Origin of the sequence: Priestia sp. TGN 0903 (assembly GCF_050846855.1) — a bacterium.
GTDB lineage: Bacteria > Bacillota > Bacilli > Bacillales > Bacillaceae_H > Priestia > Priestia zanthoxyli.
Genome location: NZ_JBOZGL010000004.1, coordinates 361,793 through 383,424 on the forward strand (window position 1 = coordinate 361,793; position 21,632 = coordinate 383,424).

At 38.6% G+C, this 21,632-nt stretch carries 20 protein-coding genes; 2 read left to right on the top strand and 18 right to left on the bottom strand.

Annotation, left to right across the window (positions count from 1 at the left end; all coding sequences use genetic code 11):
- Positions 1 to 149: 149 nt before the first annotated feature.
- The 11 genes from ACRPLY_RS16230 to ACRPLY_RS16280 all read right to left on the bottom strand — a co-directional run bounded on the left by ACRPLY_RS16230 (position 150) and on the right by ACRPLY_RS16280 (position 12,768).
- Entirely contained in the window at positions 150 to 3,962 is a 3,813-nt protein-coding gene (locus ACRPLY_RS16230; protein WP_432232019.1) for an Ig-like domain-containing protein, read from the bottom strand.
- A 217-nt stretch (positions 3,963 to 4,179) separates the two neighbouring features.
- Positions 4,180 to 5,055, bottom strand: coding sequence for an N-acetylmuramoyl-L-alanine amidase family protein (locus tag ACRPLY_RS16235; RefSeq protein ID WP_432232020.1), 876 nt, complete (start codon positions 5,053 to 5,055; stop codon positions 4,180 to 4,182).
- A gap of 195 nt (positions 5,056 to 5,250) precedes the next feature.
- Positions 5,251 to 5,715, bottom strand: a complete 465-nt coding sequence (locus ACRPLY_RS16240; RefSeq protein WP_013055770.1) for a C40 family peptidase — start codon at positions 5,713 to 5,715, stop codon at positions 5,251 to 5,253.
- A gap of 280 nt (positions 5,716 to 5,995) precedes the next feature.
- Complete coding sequence (locus ACRPLY_RS16245) at positions 5,996 to 6,163, bottom strand: hypothetical protein (protein ID WP_432232021.1); 168 nt, start codon at positions 6,161 to 6,163, stop codon at positions 5,996 to 5,998.
- 51 nt (positions 6,164 to 6,214) lie between these two features.
- Entirely contained in the window at positions 6,215 to 6,394 is a 180-nt protein-coding gene (locus ACRPLY_RS16250) for a YfhD family protein (protein ID WP_013055768.1), read from the bottom strand.
- A 133-nt stretch (positions 6,395 to 6,527) separates the two neighbouring features.
- Positions 6,528 to 7,799, bottom strand: a complete 1,272-nt coding sequence (locus ACRPLY_RS16255; protein WP_028407730.1) for a cation:dicarboxylate symporter family transporter — start codon at positions 7,797 to 7,799, stop codon at positions 6,528 to 6,530.
- A 216-nt stretch (positions 7,800 to 8,015) separates the two neighbouring features.
- Entirely contained in the window at positions 8,016 to 8,939 is a 924-nt protein-coding gene (locus tag ACRPLY_RS16260; RefSeq protein ID WP_033578241.1) for a response regulator, read from the bottom strand.
- A 1-nt stretch (position 8,940) separates the two neighbouring features.
- Positions 8,941 to 10,248, bottom strand: a complete 1,308-nt coding sequence (locus ACRPLY_RS16265) for a sensor histidine kinase (protein ID WP_108674454.1) — start codon at positions 10,246 to 10,248, stop codon at positions 8,941 to 8,943.
- Between the two features lie 594 nt (positions 10,249 to 10,842).
- A complete protein-coding gene (locus ACRPLY_RS16270) occupies positions 10,843 to 11,022 on the bottom strand; it encodes a hypothetical protein (RefSeq protein WP_432232022.1) in 180 nt (59 codons plus the stop codon).
- An 85-nt stretch (positions 11,023 to 11,107) separates the two neighbouring features.
- Entirely contained in the window at positions 11,108 to 12,571 is a 1,464-nt protein-coding gene (locus ACRPLY_RS16275) for a sodium:solute symporter family protein (protein WP_432232023.1), read from the bottom strand.
- The gene (locus tag ACRPLY_RS16280) at positions 12,568 to 12,768 is read right to left on the bottom strand and encodes a DUF3311 domain-containing protein (RefSeq protein WP_013055761.1); all 201 of its coding nucleotides are present in this window, start codon (positions 12,766 to 12,768) and stop codon (positions 12,568 to 12,570) included. Before ACRPLY_RS16280 ends, ACRPLY_RS16275 begins: the two co-directional genes overlap by 4 nt.
- Positions 12,769 to 12,969: 201 nt before the next feature.
- On the opposite strand from ACRPLY_RS16280, the gene ACRPLY_RS16285 reads away from it, so the two are divergent.
- Positions 12,970 to 13,932, top strand: a complete 963-nt coding sequence (locus ACRPLY_RS16285; RefSeq protein WP_013082056.1) for a bile acid:sodium symporter family protein — start codon at positions 12,970 to 12,972, stop codon at positions 13,930 to 13,932.
- 188 nt (positions 13,933 to 14,120) lie between these two features.
- On the opposite strand, the gene gdh is transcribed toward ACRPLY_RS16285, so the two are convergent.
- Both gdh and ACRPLY_RS16295 read right to left on the bottom strand, forming a co-directional pair.
- Positions 14,121 to 14,906, bottom strand: coding sequence for a glucose 1-dehydrogenase (gene gdh, locus ACRPLY_RS16290; protein ID WP_014461262.1), 786 nt, complete (start codon positions 14,904 to 14,906; stop codon positions 14,121 to 14,123).
- A gap of 62 nt (positions 14,907 to 14,968) precedes the next feature.
- Complete coding sequence (locus ACRPLY_RS16295; protein ID WP_028412283.1) at positions 14,969 to 15,820, bottom strand: GRP family sugar transporter; 852 nt, start codon at positions 15,818 to 15,820, stop codon at positions 14,969 to 14,971.
- Between the two features lie 289 nt (positions 15,821 to 16,109).
- On the opposite strand from ACRPLY_RS16295, the gene ACRPLY_RS16300 reads away from it, so the two are divergent.
- Entirely contained in the window at positions 16,110 to 16,424 is a 315-nt protein-coding gene (locus tag ACRPLY_RS16300) for a winged helix-turn-helix transcriptional regulator (protein WP_013055757.1), read from the top strand.
- A gap of 23 nt (positions 16,425 to 16,447) precedes the next feature.
- Here the strand turns inward: ACRPLY_RS16300 and ACRPLY_RS16305 are convergent, their stop codons facing one another.
- From ACRPLY_RS16305 to ACRPLY_RS16325, 5 genes are all read right to left on the bottom strand, one after another.
- Positions 16,448 to 18,421, bottom strand: coding sequence for a sensor domain-containing diguanylate cyclase (locus tag ACRPLY_RS16305; protein ID WP_028412282.1), 1,974 nt, complete (start codon positions 18,419 to 18,421; stop codon positions 16,448 to 16,450).
- 224 nt (positions 18,422 to 18,645) lie between these two features.
- Positions 18,646 to 19,419 (bottom strand): EAL domain-containing protein, encoded by a 774-nt coding sequence (locus tag ACRPLY_RS16310; protein WP_028412281.1) that lies wholly within the window; start codon positions 19,417 to 19,419, stop codon positions 18,646 to 18,648.
- 266 nt (positions 19,420 to 19,685) lie between these two features.
- Complete coding sequence (locus ACRPLY_RS16315) at positions 19,686 to 19,850, bottom strand: hypothetical protein (RefSeq protein WP_223260278.1); 165 nt, start codon at positions 19,848 to 19,850, stop codon at positions 19,686 to 19,688.
- A gap of 236 nt (positions 19,851 to 20,086) precedes the next feature.
- Positions 20,087 to 20,764: a hypothetical protein gene (locus ACRPLY_RS16320; protein ID WP_432232024.1), complete on the bottom strand. Its 678-nt coding sequence runs from the start codon at positions 20,762 to 20,764 to the stop codon at positions 20,087 to 20,089.
- 110 nt (positions 20,765 to 20,874) lie between these two features.
- Positions 20,875 to 21,552 (bottom strand): hypothetical protein, encoded by a 678-nt coding sequence (locus tag ACRPLY_RS16325; protein ID WP_034269901.1) that lies wholly within the window; start codon positions 21,550 to 21,552, stop codon positions 20,875 to 20,877.
- Between the last annotated feature and the right edge of the window lie 80 nt (positions 21,553 to 21,632).

Here is a 21,632-nt window from a genome sequence, read left to right on the forward strand (position 1 = left end):
TTATTATGAAACAGAAAAAAAGAAAAAGATAGAACCCACTTTAAAGTAAGTTAGGCACTTCAAAGTTCTAAGGTAACCTTTTAGTAACCTTCTATCCCTCTTAAAAATCACTAAAAAAAGAACCCTCCGCAGAGAATTCTTTTTTGTTTTTATTTAACATTTATATTGACTGCTGAACTTGTGTTTCCAGCGGCATCTTTTGCTGTAACAGCCAGTTTTACGCCTGCTGTTTGTTTTGGAATCGTTACTTTAAACTGGCCTTTGCTATCTGCTTTGCCTGATCCGATTACTTTTGTACCGCTTTTAATCGTAATCACAGCATTTGCTTCCGTTTTTCCAGAGAGAAATGTGGACAAAGACGTAACGGCATCAACTGCCGGAGGTGCCGGCGGGGTTGTATCTTGCACTTTTACAATTTTATACGGACTGTATCCTACTTTATTTTGCAGAACTGCCGTCACTTCCGTTCCTGCTTTTTGAGCAGGAATTTTTACGCTGAACTTGCCGTTTTCATCAATTTTCCCACTCGCAATAATTTTTCCGCCTACTTTAATATAAATAGACGCATTTTTTTCTCCTGTTCCCGTTACTGCTGTACTTTTTTCAGTAAGCGTATTAACGGTTGGAAGCGCTGGTTTTGTCTGTACGGCACTAACCGTTACAAACGCATTGGAGCTATAGTTATTAGCTGCATCTTTTGCTGTAACAGCCAGCTTTACGCCTGCTGTTTGTTTTGGAATCGTTACTTTAAATTGCCCTTTAGTATCTGCTTTGCCTGACGCGATTAGCTTTGTACCGCTTTTAATCGTAATCACGGCATTTGCTTCTGTTTTTCCAGAGAGAAACGTGGACAAAGACGTAACGGCATTTACTGCCGGAGGTGCCGGCGGAGTTGTGTCTTGTACTTTTACAATTTTATACGGACTGTATCCTACTTTATTTTGCAGAACTGCCGTCACTTCTGTTCCTGCTTTTTGAGCAGGAATTTTTACGCTGAACTTGCCGTTTCCATCAATTTTCCCACTCGCAATAATCTTTCCGCCTACTTTAATATAAATAGACGCATTTTTTTCTCCTGTTCCCGTTACAGCTGTACTTTTTTCAGTAAGCGTAGCAACGGTTGGAAGCGCTGGTTTTGTCTGTACGGCACTAACCGTTACAAACGTGTTGGAGCTGTAGTTATTAGCTGCATCTTTTGCAATAACAGCTAATTTTGTAGCAGCAAGCTGCTTTGGAATGGTGATGCTGAACGTTCCATCCGATTTCGCATTTCCTTTGCCAATTACTTTTTTATCAATTTTCACATGCACTTCCGCGCCCGCTTCTGTGCTTCCCGTTACGACTGTATCTTGATTGCTTACAGCGTTCACTTTTGGTGTAACGGGTGCTGTTTTATCCTGCACGGTTACAGTTACAACTGGACTCACGCCCGCTGTGTTTCCAGCCGTTACAGACAGGGTGCTTCCTGCTTTTTGTTTCGCAATCGAGATGCTGTAATTTCCTTTAGCATCTGCTTTACCAGCTGCAAGCTGAAGACTTCCGTTTTTAATGACAACCGTTGCATTTGTTTCTGCGGTACCCGTAACGGCTGTGCTTCGATCACTCACTTCATTAACTGTTGGTTTTACCGGAGCTTTTTGCTTTGCCGTAACAGTTACAGTCGATACAGTACTGCTATTTCCTGCTGCATCTTTTGCTTGTACGCTTAGCTTTGTATTCGCTTTTTGATGAGAAATGGAAACAGAAAACGCTCCATTTGCACCTGCTTTAGCCGTTCCTACAGTTGTAGTTCCTACTTTTACCGTAACTGTAGAATTTGCTTCTGCTGCACCTGTAACTTTTGTATCTTGATCACTTACTGCATTTACTTTTGGCGCAGCTGGTGCCGTTTTATCCTGTACGGTCACCGCAGCGGCTGAACTTGTTCCACCTGCATTTTGAACCGTCACGTACAGCGTGCTTCCTGCTTTTTGTTTCGCAATCGAGATGCTGTAATTTCCTTTGGCATCTGCGTTGCCTGCTGCAAGCAGAAGACTTCCGTTTTTAACGATGACCGTCGCATTTGCTTCAGCCGTTCCTTTGATCATTGTGTCTTGATCACTTACTTCATTTACTTTGGGTGCAAGCGGTGCTTTTAACGTAGATTTAACCGCAAAAGAAGGCGCTTGGCTTTCGTTTCCTGCTTTATCTTTTGCACTTACCGCTATTGTTGTTCCGCCTATTTGTACTGGAATTGAAACAGTAAATGTACCGTTACCATCCGCTACTGCAGAGAACGTTGCATCGCCTGCTTTTACCGTCACGACGGCGTTTGCTTCTGTTACGCCTGTTACGGTCGTATCTTGGTCACTTACTGCATTTACAATTGGAACAGAAGGCGGCGTTTGATCCGTTACGCTCACTACTGTAGCCGTGCTTTCATTTTCAGCTGCATCTTTAGACGTTACAGACACTTTTGTATCTGCTGGCTGCTTGGCAATCGTAATTGCAAATTTTCCAGTTTCATCAGCAAGACCCGTTCCAATTACTTCATTTTCCACTTTTGCAATAACAGAAGCATTTGGTTCTGTCACGCCCGTAAGCGATGTTTGGTTATCTCCTAATGCATTAACTGAAGGTGCATCAGGTGCAACCGTATCTTTCGGTGGTTCTTGCTCCTGCTCTTTTCGCGGATATTTTGTTGTATAAAAACTTAAAAGAGTAGTCGTTGGATAGTAAAAATCTAAAATTTCACGATAGTCTTTGCCTAGGCTTGCCATTTTTTGAGCACCGTATTGACTCATTCCAACACCGTGTCCATTTCCTTTACCATTAAAAGTTGTTGATGTGCTTGTTTCATTTGTTTCCGTTACAAGCAGACTAAGCATCGCACGGCTGTTTAACATTGATTTTAGCTTCGTCGATGTTAAATCTTTTAATTCCAAATGATGAACCACTAGTTTTTGCGAACTGTCTACATCTCCTTTAACGAGGTAGTCCACTGTAATTGCACCTTTAGTCACACGACCTCCTGATGAAGGAGCATAAAAACTCACCTTTGGAATAGACGTAATTTTAATCGTTTTACCAGGATGCTTATTGGCTACTAACCATGACTTCACATTATCTGTAACGGTTTTATCTTTTTCAGAAACCGTATTCCACCAAGCGCTATAGTTAGCTAAATCTTTTCCTGTTAAATCAATTTGCGTTTTTTGAATAGCTAACGTCCACGGCGTCTGCTTATCGTATGGATCTTCTTTCACCGGGAAATAAGAAAGCTGAGTTCCTCCCCAGGCATTGCTGTTTGATTCCGTTCTTCCACCGTTGCTTGATGAGAAAACGGCGTTGATTAATTTATTGTTATAGGTTACTACTTGTCCGAATGTCTGATCTACTGCTTGGTTTGTGCTGTCATACCACGTATAGCCACCGTACACTTGATAGCTTACCGTGTCATTGATTACTTTTCCTGCATAGCTCATTGCGTATGTTCTCGCTGCTACTGCCTGAGTTTTTAAGGCTTGCAGATTCCAAGATGTATAGACTTCATTTGGTACAACGCCTTTTAAATAGTCTTCAATCGGGAGGGTATTAACAGGTCTGACGTAAGTTCCTTTTTCATTTGTAAACGCCACGTCCCCTAAATACTGTCTGCCGTTAATAGATACGGGATTTTTATAAAGAGACGGTGTAATTTCAAAGCTTGTAAAATCACCTAAGACCGTGCTTCCTTGTTTTAAAGTGACACCTTGAGTTGTTGCCGTTACCGTATACTCTGTATTTGCCTTTAAGACCAAATCCGAGTTTTTAATAGTGTATAAATAAGACGGCTTAATTGTAATTGCATGCTGATCTCCTAAATAATTTACTAATTTTACAGACACAACTGGTTCTACCGTTTCAGCTTTCACGCTAGCAAGCGGCGTGAATTGAAACAGCAGTACGCTTAGTACTAAAGCTAATGCCGTTAACTTTCTCATCTGGTTCCCCCATTTTCATATACTGTCTAACGCATTCTAATATCACTCGTTATATCGACACAGTTTTATAAAAATTAAAGCATTTTACCTAGTTTTCTTTTCTGCTCGTCCATTTTTTTGTCGAAAAAACGCTTTTTTATATCATATGAACGACAAAAAAAACGTGTGACATAAATCAATTGATTTAGTCACACGCTTTTATAGGTCTTTTCACCTTTTATTCTGTCATTTCCTCATATGCCGCTATACCATCTGCAACATGATTCATCAGCTTTGTAAGGTAAGCCTGATCAGACAGGTTCCGATCTTCTTCTGGATTCGTCATATACCCCAGTTCAACTAGCGTTACGGGTACAGTCGACCAGTTAAATCCTGAAAGATCACTGCGATAGCGAATGCCGTCTGCTTCGACAAACTGATCTTTTTTCACCTCTGTCAGAATAGCTTGAGATGCTTGTAAACTGCTTTGATAAATAGGTTTTGTATAAGAATTATCTTCTGCAGGAGTGAGCACAGAAAATCCTTTTACAGAAGTATTTTCAGAACCATCTGCATGGATACGTACGTGTAAGTCAGCTTTTGAATTATTCGCAAGCTCCGCTCGTTCCCGGTTGCTGATATTCACATCGTGAGAACTGCGAGTAAGCTTTACGGTTATGCCTTTTTCTTCGAGAAGCTGTTTTAATATCATAGAGGCTTCCAACGTCAGCTTGTATTCCGGCTTCTTGGTCACCACACCTGATGTACCTCCGGAAACTTTTATTTTTGTTTCTGCTGCTCCCGGCCCGATTGGCTCTTTCTCTAGGTTAGCCTGAGCTTGATGACCAGGGTCAATGTAGACTAAAAACGGAGGAGGATCCGCTTTTTCAGGCATGTTGTTTTTTACATTTTTCACTTCATTACCTGCTTCATGAGGCTGTACTGCTTGGAACTGTGAGATGGGCTGCTTCACTCTTTCTCCCTGCGCATGAGCTTTTGGTACATCTCCGCTAACGACGGCTTTCTCTGTTTGACCTTTCATCATAAAGAAAAATGAGAGTACTGCTACTATTGCAACAATACCTATTCCATAACTCCATACTAAGCGCTTCATCTTCGCTCACCAAACTTTCGAATAGAGTGGGATATTCCTTATGTTAAAGTACAAAATGTGTTAACGTTATTATCTCACAGAATATGGTTTTTTTTGTATAAAACGTTAAAAATAATATTGGCAATACGTTATGTATATGCAAACAAAAACAACACTACATAATGTAGTGTTGTTTTCTAAAAAAATGACGGATGGTTAAATCCGTTTTGCACCAATATAACGTGCTTTCCAGTAGCTGTTGCTAAGAGATGTAATTGTCACGCCTTTAGACGTAGAAGCTTGAAGAAACTGATTGTTCCCTAAGTACACGCCTACATGTGAAGGACCTTTTTTATACGTTTGAAAGAAAACTAAATCTCCTTTTTGAAGCTTTGCTTTTGAAACGCTTGTCCCTACTCGATACATTTGTTCCGTTGTGCGCGGAAGTGTTTTTCCAGCTTTTTTGAAAATGTATTGAATAAATCCAGAGCAGTCAAAACCTTTTGTTGTTGTGCCTCCCCATTTATAAGGAACACCTATTAATTTTTTACCAGTAGCAATAGCCGTATCTTTGTATGAATATGACGCTGCTTCTACTGTTTGAGCAGGTGCAATAAACGGACTGGCTCCGCTAAATAAAACTGCAGCTGCCGTTATAGACCCAATGATGGCTTTTTTCATTTTTTTCCTCCATTATGTAACCGAACGTTACGTTTCTATGAACCTATTTTTCAATGTGTTCGGTTTAATTATAATGAAAAAAGCCTCAAAAACTATTACGCTATGATTAAATAATGTTACAAAATGGTTACTTAGGAATTTTTATCTTTAGTTGTTTATCAAAAAGAGGGTGGGACAAAAGCATTTTTCACTTAGGGAAAAACGAACCACTAATCAGCATGTCTGATTAGTGGTTCGTTTTTTTGTGATTGTGAACATAGTATTATTTGTTTCGTTCCTTCTAGCAGTTGATTGGAGGACAAGGCAAAGACTCCTGCGGGAAAAGCGGAGCAGGTGAGACCCCGCAGGAGCGCAAGCGACGAGGAGGCTCAGCGCCCGCCCGCGGAAAGCGAAGCCTTGCACGGAAATCAACTGCGGTGTCACAAGCAGTCCAGGTCATGTATCTCATTTATTCGTCTTTAGGCTGGATTCATTTCATTATGTCTCAGCTTTTTTTCTTTTACTTTTCTTTTTGCTGTTTCAAAATTAAGTCCTGTTTCGCTTTAGCATCATGATGCTGCGCTAACTCGCGTGAAAATTCTTCATTTGCTTGATCCGGAGCAATTTTTAACTCTTTTGGTGTTTGAGGCAGTGACCCTTTGTTGTTATGTGATGATTTGTGATTATTTGCTCTTCCCATGTTGTGACCTCCTTGTATCAATCATTTGTTTTTCATCTTTAGTTACTATTCCCAACTTTTCAAAGCAAATTCAAACGAAAAAATCCGAACGATTACTCGTTCGGATCTTCCTTCAACTAAAATACGTTTGTAATTACGATACTTTTTTCGTTACTTCGTTAATATAAGCTTCCTTGTCTTTGTCGTTAAATTGACCTTCCCACTTTGAAATGACGATTGCACCAAGTGAGTTTCCAATTACGTTTACCGCTGTACGTCCCATATCTAACAAACGGTCAATTCCAGCGATAAAAGCAAGCCCTTCTACCGGAAGTCCTACAGATCCAAGCGTTGCAAGCAGTACAACAAACGATACGCCCGGAACTCCTGCAATTCCTTTAGATGTAACCATTAAAATTAATATCAGTGAAATTTGCTGTGTGATGCTCATATCAATACCGTACATTTGCGCAATAAAGATCGCAGCAAGCGCTTGATAAAGAGTAGATCCGTCTAAGTTAAACGAATATCCCGTCGGAATAACAAAAGATGTAATTGCTTTAGGACATCCGAACTTTTCCATTTTTGCAATAATACGCGGTAATACTGTTTCTGAACTTGCAGTTGAAAATGCTAGCAGCAATTCATCTTTTAGCACTTTTAATAAATGGAAGATGTTAACGCCTGCCCATTTAGCTACAAGTCCTAGTACCACTAATACAAAGAAAATCATTGTACCGTAAGCAACAATTACAAGCTTACTAAGCGGAATCAGAGACGCTAGTCCAAATTTTGATACGGTTACACCGATTAATGCAAATACGCCAAACGGTGCAAACTTCATAACTAAATTCGTTACCCAAAACATCGCTTCTGCCGTGCCTTCAAAAAATCTTAGAACTGGCTTTCCTTTTTCACCGATTGATGCAATTCCAAGTCCAAATAGGACCGAGAAGAAAATAATTGGCAGCATGTCGCCTGCAGCAATTGACTCAAATACATTCGTTGGGACGATGTGAACAAATGTTTCTACAAATCCTTTTTGCTCTGTAGCTTCTGCCGTTGATGTGTAGCTGCTGATATCTGATTTTTCAAGACCGCTGCGGTCCACACCAGTACCAGGGTGAAGCAAGTTAGCTGCTAATAAGCCTACAACAATGGCAACCGTTGTAATGATTTCAAAGTAAAGAATTGTTTTTCCGCCTAATTTACCAAGCTTCTTAATATCACCAACACCCGCAACGCCCACAATGATACTAGATATAACAATCGGCACCACGATCATTTTAATTAAATGAATGAATACGTCTCCAATTGGCTGCAGTACTTCAACTGCTTTAGGATTTCCGTAAAAAATGGCCCCTACAATAATACCTGCAATCAAACCAATTAGAATTTGTCCTGCTAATCCAAGCTTTTTGAACATATCTTTGCACCTTCCTTCTTTTTTCTAACAGCTCGAAGCTGTTTATTTGCACTTAATGTATTCAACAGATACAATTCCATTAAGAACTGTTTATTAAGTAGTTCTTTTATTCATAAGATTACATTATCATAGGCATCACAAAATCTAACAAAAACCTACTGAAACTAACAAAAAGTTTTTAGAAAATTTCAAAATGAAAACGCTGTAGTTTTTTTACTACAGCGTTTGTTTGACTTCATAATAGAGCATTTGAATAAATTTCTTTACATTTATACGACTTGGCGTACTGCTTTTTCCCGTGCCTTTTTCTATATCTCTCATGCGCTGATGCACCATTGAAAAATCGAAAAACTTAGAAGCGTAATTTTCAAATTTAGGATTAAAGAAATCAACCATGCCAAGGGAGGTCAAATGATTTAAAGACTGATAAATGGCTCTTCTGACTCGCTGTTCGGCTGCTTTCATTTCTTTTTGCAGCACCTCTTCTGAAAAAGGTGAACCAAGCTTTCTCACGGTAATTTTCTCAAAGATTTCTTTGAGAGACGGAAAATGCTGTTCATACATCGTGCTCTTTTCCGTTTGATGCAGGTAATTGATGATTTCGATTAAATCTTTACTTCCGCTTTCTCCTAAAATCCCAAGTTCTCTTAAAAGAAACCTGCACGCTTCTGCCGGATCGCTTTCTTTTTTATCAACGGAAGGCGTTTTTTGCTGGTTTCCTATATTAAGTACGGTATTTAACGATTCTTGAATTTTCTCCATTGATTGTTGAACATGAATTCGTTCAATTACTTTTTGAATGACCATGAGCACTTCCATACGATTAAGCGGCTTCGTGATATAGTATTCAATGCCAAGCGAGTAGGCTTTTCCAATCAAATCTTTTGTTTCTACCTGTGACATCATAATAATTTTGCCTTTAAAAGTATCCTTTATTTTGCGCACGGTTTCGATTCCGTCTTGAATGGGCATCAACAAATCAATAAATAAAATATCGATCTGCTGCAATAGAGAAGATTGATCATTTAAGACAATTCCGTCTTCTGCCTCCCCTATAACCTCTCCTAAATCATTATCTTCAATAATTTCAGCTAACATTGAACGAAAGACTTCGTCATCATCTATGATATAAAATCGCATATTAGTCCTTATCCCCCATTAACGTAGACATAGGTAAATCTATAGTAAATTGAACACCGGGGCTTGGAGACAGATTAATAAATTGAATACTCCCGCCCAGCTGCTCGGTCATTTGCTTAACGTAGACAAGCCCAAGACCTGTAGAAGGCGTCCCGTCCTTTGCGTATTTGGATGTAAATCCCGCTTTAAAAATGAGACGTTCATGCCTTTTTTTCACACCGGGACCGCTGTCTCTTACATATAGTAAAATGCGGTCTTCTTCTCGGCATACGTCGATAATAATCGCGCCTTCTTTTTCAATCGCTTCGACTGCATTCGTTACTAAGTTATTAATTAATGATAAAAACAAGTACACGTGATAGCGAGGATGCTCTCCTAGAACCGAATATGAAAAATGAATATCTTTTGCTAACAGCGCCGCATATTTTTCATTGCTGCGCATGACGATTTGAAGCAGACTTTCGATTTCCATATACTCAGAAAATTCTTCTTTTGTAATGACCTTGGACAACCCTGCTGATATCCGCTGATTGTCTTTTTTAATATCATGTACTTCCCCTGCAATTTGTAATGCTTTTTGGCTAAATTCGTGCAGCGAAGTAAGCTGGTGGATATCTGCTTCGTGTAGTTCTTCATATAAATCATACGACTTTTTCGTAATTCTCTCAGCGTCTTGCAGCGTTTTTTTCAAATGAATGGATTCTTCATACAAATTTGAAAGCACAACAAGCAGCTGATCATTTTTTTGAGAGATTTGCCGTTCTCTCAGCTGCCCTTCGTAAAGCTTAATCATGCTAAACAGACATAAAACAAAGAAACTTCGAAAGACGCCTACAATAAAAATTTGCATGAACTCCGGAAACACAATATGATGGTGAACCATCACATACATACAAAGCAGTTCCATGCCGCCTGAAACCGTTTCGATGATGATGCTCCATATGCCAATAATCCACGGCTTTGAATGAAAATCGTTAATCTTAAACCAAGAAAAAGCAATGGCATAAACAAGATAATAAATCCCTGCTGAGCATCGGATCTGCAAAGAATGCAGAAAATCAAATGATTCGTAATTATACCAATCAAGGTACATTCGAAAGCCCACTATAGCACTCGCAACTAAAATACCTGGTATTACAGGAGATACCTTTCTTAAAAGCAGCAGTGAAAAGAAAAAAATGGGCACAGCAAAGCTGACTCTATACGTATCATGAAAAGGATAATATTTAAGCTCTCCTGCTAGCGGCACAACAACTATCATCACCAAAATGAGTAAAACATCTTTTTTTACTACCGTATCAACTTTCATCGTTCACGTCCTGCACTTTTTGAACATAAGTATATAGTTTAGCAATCTAAAAGACAATCGCTCTTCCTATATTTTTTACACTCCCACTTCCATTTATAAATATAGCCCATATATAAACGGTTATTTATTCTCTTTCATTATTCTTTGTAGTTTTTTAGATTTTCTTGTTTTATTTTGTAATTTTTGTTGTATAGTAGAAGTACCTTTTAAAATGTGAGGCTGTATCACAACTATTCAATTATTATTACATCACCTGATAGCTACACTAAAAAGGAAAACTATTATTTTACAGGGGGAGCTTATTTTACAATGTGGATCATTACCGTTTACTCGAAAAACCAAAGTCCGACTATGTTTGAATTTGAATCAGAGGTAGAGGCGAAAAAGACATTTCAGGAGATTAAAGGGTGTAAGATCCTATCGGAAGTTATTTACTATAACGACCGAGTTCCCGCTTTAGCGTAAATCAGTTGATGTAGGAAATTTTACAAATTATCGGTTAAAAGCCACGTAAAGAGCCAAAGGATGATCCTATTCCTTTGGCTCTTTGCTGTTTGATTAGAAAAAACGAGGCTGAGATATAATAAGATGAATCTAATCTAAAGACGAACAAACGGGAGACATGAGCTGAACTGCTTGTGACACCGCAGTTGATTTCCGTGCAAGACTTCGCTTTCCGCGGGCGGGCGCTGAGCCTCCTCGTCGCTTGCGCTCCTGTGGGGTCTCACTTGTTCCGCTTTTCAAGCAGGAGTCTTCGTCTTGCCCTCCAATCAACTGCTAGAAGGGTCTACCGTTGACCCTAACAAAAAAACGAACCACTAATCAAGCGTGTTGATCAATGGTTCGTTTTTCACTTCGTCTAATATACTTTTGTCTCAGCTTTGTTTTGCTTTGTGAGCATACTGACTGCCCACATTACGATAAAGTTGATAAGCAGCGCAATAAACCCGACGTTGATATCTTTCATTTGCTGAGGCAGTAACGGGAACAACGTACCAATCGTAGAGCCGCTGATTGTAATATAGGCCACTACAATAATTCCAGCAACAATCCCCCACGCTGCTCCTTGTTTCGTTACAAAGTTATTTTTTTTCAAACTGAAAAGCAGAGATGGAAACAGCTGTGTCATTAGACTATAGCCCATTAAAATAATTGTTGACAGCGTCGTTCCTCCGTTTAGTGTAAAGTAAACGGAAATAAGAGCCACAACCGGTACAAAGCTTTTGGCTAAACGAGCAATACGCGCTTCGCTTGCTTGAGGCGCAAACGGTTTATAAATATTTTTCGCCAGCAGCGTTGACGCACTCATTAACAGCATCGATCCCGGCACAAGCGCTGTCAGCAAACCCGCTCCTCCTATAATTCCAATAAACCAAGGATCAAAAGTTTGGATTGAGATACGTAATAGCGCAAGATCCACGTCTCCTCCGCTTAAACCAGGAACTTTTAAAATAGCTGCAAACCCAACAAAAAACACAAAGAGCAGCATTAAGGTATAAAGAGGACTAATGATTGCATTCTTGCGAAATACCTTTGCATTTTTCGCTGTATAGCTTGAGCTAAACACCTGCGGCCACATATAAAAACCAAGTACTAGTAAAATAACGGTCGAAATAAACCACGAGACGCTTAATCCTTGCTCAGGAAACTTTAAAAATCCTGGCTTCGCTGTATTCACAGCTTCAAACATTGGACCGTATCCTCCGTAATAATGAAAAGGTAAATAAATACCTAAAAATCCAATCACAGCAAGCATCATAATATCTTTAATAACGGCCGTCCATGCAGAACCGTGGATACCGGATATCATCACATACAGCGTTAAACTGATAGCTCCCATCCAAATGGCTGCCGGCATTGAAATGGCACCGTATGATGCTTGTGATACAATAATCCCCAATCCTTTTAACTGCACAACAATAACAGGAATGACCGCAATCACTCCTACAGCAGCTACAAGCACACCAAGGTAAGGGCTTTTATATTTGCTTACAAAAAAATCAGGCTGCGAGACGAGCTTATGATCTCTTGCATACTTCCAAATAACAGGAAGAAGCCAGTATGATAAGACATATGATAAGCTAATATAAATTAAGACATAAAGTGCAGGAGCTCCTTTTCCATAAGCCCATCCGCTTCCGCCTAGAAACGAAAACGTTGTATAGATTTCTCCGGCCATCAGCACAAACACTAAAATAGCCCCGAAACCGCGTCCGCCTACCGTCCACTGCTCCAAGTTCATATCCTTGCCTTTGGTTGATCGTATGCCAAGAAAAATAGCTGCCACTAAAAATAGTAAAATAATAATAAGTGCACTATTCATTCTTCTTCCCCTTCCCGATTTCTGGGATCAAGCTTATACATAACCCCTAAAATAATGGACGTAAGCACCACCCATATCACCATCCAAAACATATTGAACGGCATACCGAGAACAAACGGAGTCACTCGATTAACAAAAGGGAGAAAACCTAATATGCCTACGAACGGAAGGACAGACAAAATATAGATAAATTTCATGACTAAACTCCTCCGACTTTCTAAAACTAACTTCTTTATATTACCACATATTCTGTGTATTCAATGAAGGAATGCTTGCATATAAGCTGAAATAATCTCCAAAAGATAAAATATTCTGTACTATTTTACAAAAATACTGTTTTCATTTTTCTGAATAAATAGTATAATTTCTTCTTATAGTTCGCAGGAGGTATCGTACAGATGAAAACAATAGAGAAAATCAGTACATTTGCAGGAAAAACATTTACGCTTTGGGTTATTTTAATTTCCGTTATTGCCTATTCATTCCCGGAGCACTTTGTATGGATTGGAAAGTATATCGTTCCGCTTTTAGGAATTGTCATGTTTGGAATGGGATTAACGCTGTCAGCGTCTGATTTCAGCGAAGTATTTCGAAGACCGAAAGAAGTAGCACTAGGCGTGGTGGGGCATTTTATCATTATGCCGCTTCTCGCATTCGGTTTGGCGATTGGCTTAGATTTACCAAAAGAAATAGCAGTGGGCGTTATTTTAGTAGGCTGTTGTCCAAGCGGCACATCATCAAACGTAATGGTCTTTTTGGCTCGAGGAAACGTTGCGCTCGCAGTTGCCATCGCTTCTGTTTCAACCATTTTAGCACCGATTGTTACACCGCTTCTCATTTTATTATTTGCAAGCAAGTGGGTCGATATTGATATCATGTCTCTTATTATTTCCATTATACAAGTTGTCATCATTCCGCTTGCTCTTGGATTTACAATCAAAAAGTTTTTTGGAAAAGCGGCAGAAGCAAGTTCCAAAGCTCTTCCCCTTGTTTCAGTAGTCGCAATTGTTTTGATTGTATCCGCTGTTGTGGCAGGAAGCCAAGCGCAGCTTGCTAAAACGGGCGGTATCATTTTTGCCGTAGTCGTGCTTCACAACATTCTTGGTTTCACAATCGGTTTCTTCTTTGCCCGCTTATGCGGAATGGACCTAGCCAAACAAAAAGCGGTCGCAATGGAAGTGGGCATGCAAAACTCAGGGCTCGGCGTTACCATTGCTTCCACTCACTTTTCGCCGCTAGCCGCTGTCCCAAGCGCCATCTTCAGCGTCTGGCACAACATCTCAGGCTCAGTGCTAGCCTTTATCTTCAGCAAACTAAAAGACAAAAACCAGCCATCGTCTGATAAAAAAATGGCTGGCTAATACCATAAACTTATAAGGGAAGCACAAAAAGCTCCCATGAACCTTCCCAAAAAGGTTTTAAAAAGTTCTTAAAAGGTTTTACCTAGGCGAATGCCACCAACCCGCAAGGGGGTGGCATTCGCTTAGGTATAGAAAAAAAGACATGGCGCTTTTGCCATGTCTCTTTTTTCTACATCGATTAAAAACTATTAGCCTCTTCCTGCTTGGAAAGAAGGATATTTCGTCATACCACCATCAGCAAATAATGTAATACCTGTTACATAGCTTGCTTGTGATGATGCTAAGAATGCTGCAACTGATGCTACTTCTTCTGGTTTACCGATGTAACCCATTGGAATCATGCTTTCTACGTCTGCACGTTGTACAGGATCTGCGAATTTTTCAGCGTTGATTGGTGTGTTCATCGCACCTGGTCCAATGTTATTTACGCGGATACCTTTTGGCGCATATTCAAGAGCCAATGTTTCCGTCATTAGTTTCATACCGCCTTTACTTGCTGCGTAGTGAACAAATAATGGCCAAGGAATCATTTCGTGAACACTAGACATGTTAATAACGTTTCCTTTAATGTCGTTTTCAACGAAATATTTAATTGCTTCACGGCTTCCTAAGAATGCACCTGTTAAGTTTGTATCAATAACTTTGTTCCAGTTGTCTAAAGATAGCTCATGAGAAGGAACTGGGTTTTCAACACCAGCGTTGTTAATCATAACGTCTAATGTACCGAATTCTTTAATAGCTGTTTGAACAAGATTTACAACGTCTTCTTCTTTTGTTACGTCGCCTTGAACGATGATTGCTTGTCCGCCTGCTTCTTCTACTTCTTTTTTCGCATCTAAAGCTTCTTCTTCATTGTTGTAATAGTTAATAACAACTTTTGCTTCTTCTTGACCGAAACGAACAGCCATTGCGCGACCTAAACCTGTTGATCCACCTGTAATTACAACTACTTTATCTTTTAAATCTGTATACATAATAAAATCCTCCTAGTGTTTTCATTTATTCATACATACTATCATTAACTTTTACGTAAACGTTAACTTTTAGCCATTCCGAGGAATACGCCACCTAAAATGATGAGCACAATACCAATCGTAATTGAAATAAGCTGACGCTTTGTTTTCTTTTCTCCAAGTAAGAAGATACCGCCAAGCGTTGAAATAACGATTCCCATTTGTGATAATGAGAAGCTTGTTGCAACCCCTACTTTAGGTTGAGAAATAAATAAGAACATGTTACCAGCTGCCCAAATGAGGCCTGGAATAATGTTGCGAATTGCGTATTTATTAAACGGTTTGTGTTTATAAGTAAGTATAAGTCCACCAATTAACATACCAATTGCTTGTGGGAATAGTGCCGACCAGCCGTCTACATTAAATAAACGAGCGACAACTACATACACTAAGTATCCAATTGTTGAAACAATAAGGGTAATGATCCCTTTTTTGAATTGTCCAGATTGCTCTGGGTTTTTTTCGCTTTCTAGTGATGTTAGCACGATACCAATAACAATAAAAATAAGAGCTAACACGCCTAAAATAACGGTTGTTGTTGTTGACCACTCGTGAAACACGATAACACCAAACAGTGATGTTGTCACAAGCTGCATACCAGTTGAAATTGGCATGGTTTTTGAAACACCAATATAATCAATCGTTTTCAACTGATTACTTTGCCCAACTGCCCAAAATAATCCTGAAACGATTCCGACAATAAAAATAAGCGGCGTCAACACTGGATGAACTACGAAATAAATAACGGCTGAAAAGATCAGCGCACCAATTGTAGTTCCAAGCGTTTGACTGTAAGGACCTCCGCCCAATTTAACGTTGAACAGGACAATACTTCCCCAGAAAATCGCAGGAAGAATAGCCAAAAGGATATCCATTTGATACTAACCTTCTTTCTCAAACTCTTGATGTAATTGTAAATTTAAAGTACCTTTTATTTAACTAGGTAACTTTATGTAACCAATCTTAGACCTTTTTTCTTGATACGTCAATAATAATATGTCGATTCTGTGACTTTTTTTTAAAACTTTACAATACAGCGTTTCCAAGCTACTGAAAGTTTTGAAAATAAAAAAAGATAGCCTTTTCATTATCCAAATGCTAGTATATAATAACATTATAAGGGTTACTTTTAATATCCTATATACAATAAAGTAGGTGGCATGAATGAATGAATTTGATGAGTTATGTCCAAAAGTGTGGAAAACGTTTGATATAATAGGAAAAAGATGGAATGGATTAATTATTTATGTCCTGATGAGCGGTCCTAAACGCTTTAGTGAAATTCACAGCAGCATTCCCTCTTTAAGTAAACGAATGTTAACCGAACGAATGAAAGAGTTAGAAGAAGAAGGAATTGTAATCCGGCACGTTATTCCTGAACGTCCGGTTCGTATTGAATATATCTTAACTAAAAAAGGATCAGAGCTTGGTATGATCTTAGGACCCGTCAGCAAGTGGGCAAAAACATGGATAAAATAAAAAAGCCTCTTTGGAGGCTTTTTTTACGTTTGATAGAGGATATAATTATTTTTCCCTTCTCTTTTTCCTTGATATAACGCATCATCTGCACTTTTTAATAATGAAGCCGCCGATTCCCCGTCTTCTGGATAAATAGAGACGCCGATGGTAGTTGTGGTGCGCAAACAATAGCCCCGTACATTCCAGCTTTGCTGAAGAGATACGTGAATTCGCCTAGCAATTTGTTCAATTTCTCGTCCATTTGTTACGTTTAAAATAATGATAAACTCGTCTCCGCCCAAACGATAAATGCGATCGCCTTTCCGTACACAGCTTTTTAATCTCTTCGTGTATGCTTTTAGAAATTCGTCGCCTATATGATGGCCATATTCATCGTTAATCTGCTTAAAATTATCACAGTCAAGAAACAAAAGCGCAAAAAACTCATCGCTTTTTTGCTGCCCTTTTTCAATTACTTTGTTTAACTCTTTTAATAACATTGCCCGGTTGGGAAGACCTGTTAAACTATCGTGAGTGGCTTCAAAATGAAGTTTATTTTCTAGCGCTTTTTGTTCAGTAATATCATTATGAATGGATACATAATGAGTAATATTTCCGTCTATATCTTTTAACGGCACAATTGTTTTCGATACCCAGTATGACTGATGATGCTTCGTCCCCATTTCAAGCTGTCCTCGCCATACTTTTCCGCTTTTTATTGTTTCAATCAGCACATGATGGTCATGATTAAGCCCTGCATCTCGATAATACTTCCCTACTAAATCTTCTTTTTCGTAACCTGAATACTGTACATACATATCATTTACATAGGTAATAGTCCCACTTGCATTTATAATCATAACGCTAGCTGATTCATCAAGCGCATATTTTATATTTTCAAGTTCTTTCAGCGTATACGCCAGCTGTTCTTCTGCTTCTTTTTGAGGCGTAATATCGTGTAAGATTGCATAGGCGCCAACCGTTTGATTATTTACTTTAACAGGAATCGTTGTAATATACACATGTTGTATAGAATGTTGGCTTCTTCGGAATGTTATCTCTGTACTATAACTAATTTCTTCATATACATTCCAACGTTTGTAATTACAGGCTCCCAGTCTTTTAGCAATGTCTCGGTAATTTTGGTGCAGCACATCGCTTGCAGAAAGCTGCAGCGTTTCTAAGAATGCGCTGTTAATATTTAAAATCGTACCGTCCAAATTCAGCATACAAACTGCGTGGTGGTGGTTTGTAAATAGCGATTTGTACCACTGTTTGCTTTTTATGAGCTCTAATTCTAATCTTTTAATAGCTGTGATATCTCGGTAAATCACTGAATAGGCGACCAGTTGATTTTGATGGTCATAAATCGGTGAACAGCTGACAGATACACACACGCTTTCGCCGCTTTTTTTGTACCTGACTGTTTCATAAGGAGACAGCGTCTTACCATTTTTTAATTCTTCGATTAATTTAAGGTTTTCTTGTTCCTCTTTCTTTGACACGATGTTCATCTCTTGACGGCTTTTTCCTATAGCTTCTTCTTTTCTCCACTGAAATAGCTTTTCAAATGCTCCATTGACTGTTAAGACCTTCTCATCACAATCAGCAATTAGAATGGCGTCTACCGTGTTTTCTAGAAACGCATCGAGTAAACGCGTGCTCTCTTCCTGTGTTTTTTTATAATGAATTTCTTGAGCCATAACAAGGACATGTGAAGGGTTTGTCGCTTGATTAAAAAGAGGAGTAAAAGTTACTTCATATGCATGCCGGTCGGGCTGAAAAAGCTGTATGTGCTGATATTGAATCGGTTCTTTCGTGGCAATGGCTTTTTCACAAAGTGTGTAAAAAAGCAGATTTTCTTCTTTGTTGATTATCTTGTCTTCCATTTTGTCAAAGAATTGCTGAGCTGCTTTGTTACATTCTTTATAATATAGCTGATGTTTTTCTTGCTGAATTAAAATAACAGGCTGCGGCATATTCATAAAATAAAATTGGAATACCCCTTCACTATACATACTAAATATCCTCCATCTGCCTTTGGAATTTCACTAAACGTCTTGTTTTGATATGCCATTCACTCATTCTCCCAAACCAACACGTCTTCTTTATCCTTTAAAATATTTTAACAATCGTACAAAATCACATAATTTTATAAAAATTCAAGGCATCTATGTTTCATATAGATCTAATTACTCGCTTTTATATCACGATAAATTATCTATTGAGTGAAGTGTAGAGTTTAAGAATTCAGCAGCCTTTCTCGTCTGAATAAACTGCGGTACTTATTATAAGTTAAGTAGGAAGAGATCGACTGCGGCATGCCCAGCAAATAGCCTTGAGCAGCATGTAGGTTTAACGAAATCGCTGCGGCTAAATCTTTATCTCGTTCAACGCCTTCTAAAATGAGATTCGTATGCGGATAATAGTTAACAAGCAAATCAATCAGATCTTTCTTTTGCTTGCAGTCGGCTAGTCCTTCCGCATAGCTTCGGTCCAATTTCATATAGTGAGGCTCATACATGCTTACCTGTCTCATCGCCGCGGCTCCTGCTCCAAAATCATCAATCGCAATTTTGAAACCGGCCTCTTTCAAACTCATTACTCGGGCAAAAAGAGCAGGTGATTCCCATAAAATCTTTTCATGAAGCGTTTCATTTAACTCCCATACAATACGATGTTTCGCATTTTTATAGGTGTTCAACAGATATGTTAAAAACCGTTGGAAATGCGGGTGGAGAAGAGTAGAGGGAAACACATTGATAAATAAATCCTCAGATTTCAATACCTCAAACGGAAAGTTCTTTATAGCCCCTTCAATTGCCATCGTATCAAGCTTGTACAAATAATTATGGCGTCTTGCCAGTGAAAACAACTCTTCAATTTGCCCTTTTGCGAAAGCCGTGCGCAGCAAAGCCTCAAAACCCAGCGTCTCCCACGAATCCAGCGCATAAATAGGCTGATATACAAACTGAAAGTCTTCATACGTCAGTTCCTTTAAAACATGAGCATCCATTCTTTCGTTTAATCACCTTTCGTTTTCAATATACTATTTCTTCCATAACCTAAACTTATAAAAATATATCCTAAAAACAGATAATTGTCCATTAAAAGTAAGATATTCCATTAGGCGATTTAGTATTTTGGGACTTGCTGGAGGCTTATGATAGCAACAAAGAAGTGTTTTAGAGACTTTTATGCTTTTGATAGATAGGCTGTAAAGGATGTTTCAAACAAGAGATTGAGACATAAGCAGCTCAGCCCCATCTAAAGATGAGCAAATTAGATAAAGGGACTAGTATAGATTGCTTGTGACACCGCGGTTGATTTCCGTGCATGGCTTCGCTTTCCGCGGGCGGCCGCTGAGCCTCCTCGTCGCTTACGCTCCTGCGGGGTCTCACCTGTTCCGCTTTTCCCGCAGGAGTCTTCGCCTTGCCCTCCAATCAACCGCTAGAAACACCTAATATGTGAAATTTACGTTTATCATATACTTAGCGCAATAACCTGTTATCATTGGCTTGTAATCATAGACAAGTTGCTCATGTTGATAAATAGATGCTAGTTGGAAAACCAAGGATAACAGCCCATTCAAGACATTACAAAAAATATTGCACCTACAGCTAAGCAAACCCTATAACTTTCTTCATCTAACTTGTTACCTCTTCTTCTCTATAAATTCTCTACTATTTCCCCTCATTAAAACGAATATTTTTCAGCATTTTAAAAAACCATTCTTGTCTTTTGTCTTCATCACCGCTTTTATATTTATCGCTGCTATCGAAGGAAATCTGTACTATTTTATTAGAATGCTTATCTGCTACATATGCCAAGTATGTATTAGGAATATGTTTCTTCTCATCTACTATTACACGCTTTTCTGTTCCTTTGAAATAAATATAAGCTGATTGATAGTAAATCCTCGTCTGTGAATTTTCAATCTTATTAGTAACACTTAATCCAAATCTTCTTTTAAATAAAGCCTCAACGTGAATACTCTCATCTGCAGGATTACTGGTTAAAAACTCAGTTTTTATATAATTCGCTTGTGTTTTACCTTCAACTTCTTCATTGTAGACAGCCCACCAGCTCTCGTAGGAATCATTATTTACAGCATAATCCTCTCTCTTTTTATGTAAAACTTGATACTCTTCTGGAAACCACATCGTATACTGCCCGGTCTTTGACTTAAACTCATAAAACCCATCATCGGCTTTTTTATCTTTGTTTAAGAACTTGCGCGTAAAGTGATCATCAAAAGCTGGAACGTTTGGGTAGCTGCTTTCGTTTATCAGCCATATGACTCCTATTAAAATAGCGGCTCCTGTGATAACTATCATGATAACTTTCGAACGTTTTTTCATCGGCGTCCCCTCTACTTTATCGTTTGGAACAAACTTTAATCCTTATATATTGAATAGTCTTTAGCATTTTGATTTGTTGCCCTTATGCTAAAAAAAGCTTTTGCTTATAATTAATTTCCCTTAACAAATTTAATACTTTGCAACATTTTTAAAAACCATTTCTTTCTATCCATTTTATTTGTTTCTGTATTTTCCCCTACACTATCATATATTAATTTGATTACCTTATCAGAGCTTTTATCTGCTACATATGCTACATAAAGGTTGGGCGGATTTTCTTTACTGTCATGTACTATATGTTGGTTAGTACCACGAAAATATGTATAGGCATAATCATAATAAATTCTTGTATGAGAGGTTTCTAACTGTTTAGGTTTTTTACTGTCTAATTGTTCTTTAAATAAACTCTCTACATAAATTAATTCTGATTTCATGTCGTTCTCGGAAAATTCAGCCTTGATAGCGTACGTTTGTTGATCATTTTCGTAGGGTTTAATATAAGAGGCTGACCAATTTTCATATGATTCGCCATTTCTAGTGTAATCTTCGCGATATTTATGTAAAACTTGATACTCCTCTGGAAACCACATCGTATACTGCCCGGTCTTTGACTTAAACTCATAAAAACCATCGTCCACTTTTTTATCTTTGTTCAAGAACTTACGTGTAAAGTGGTCATCAAAAGCTGGGGCGTTTGGGTAGCTGCTTTCGTTTATCAGCCATATGACTCCTATTAAAATAGCGGCTCCTGCAATAACTGCAATAATGGCCTTGGTACATTTTTTCATGGTTACACACTCCCTTCATTGGTTGAAATAAACCACATTTAATGTAATTTGAATAGTTTTATTTAAATCTATTGCTATGT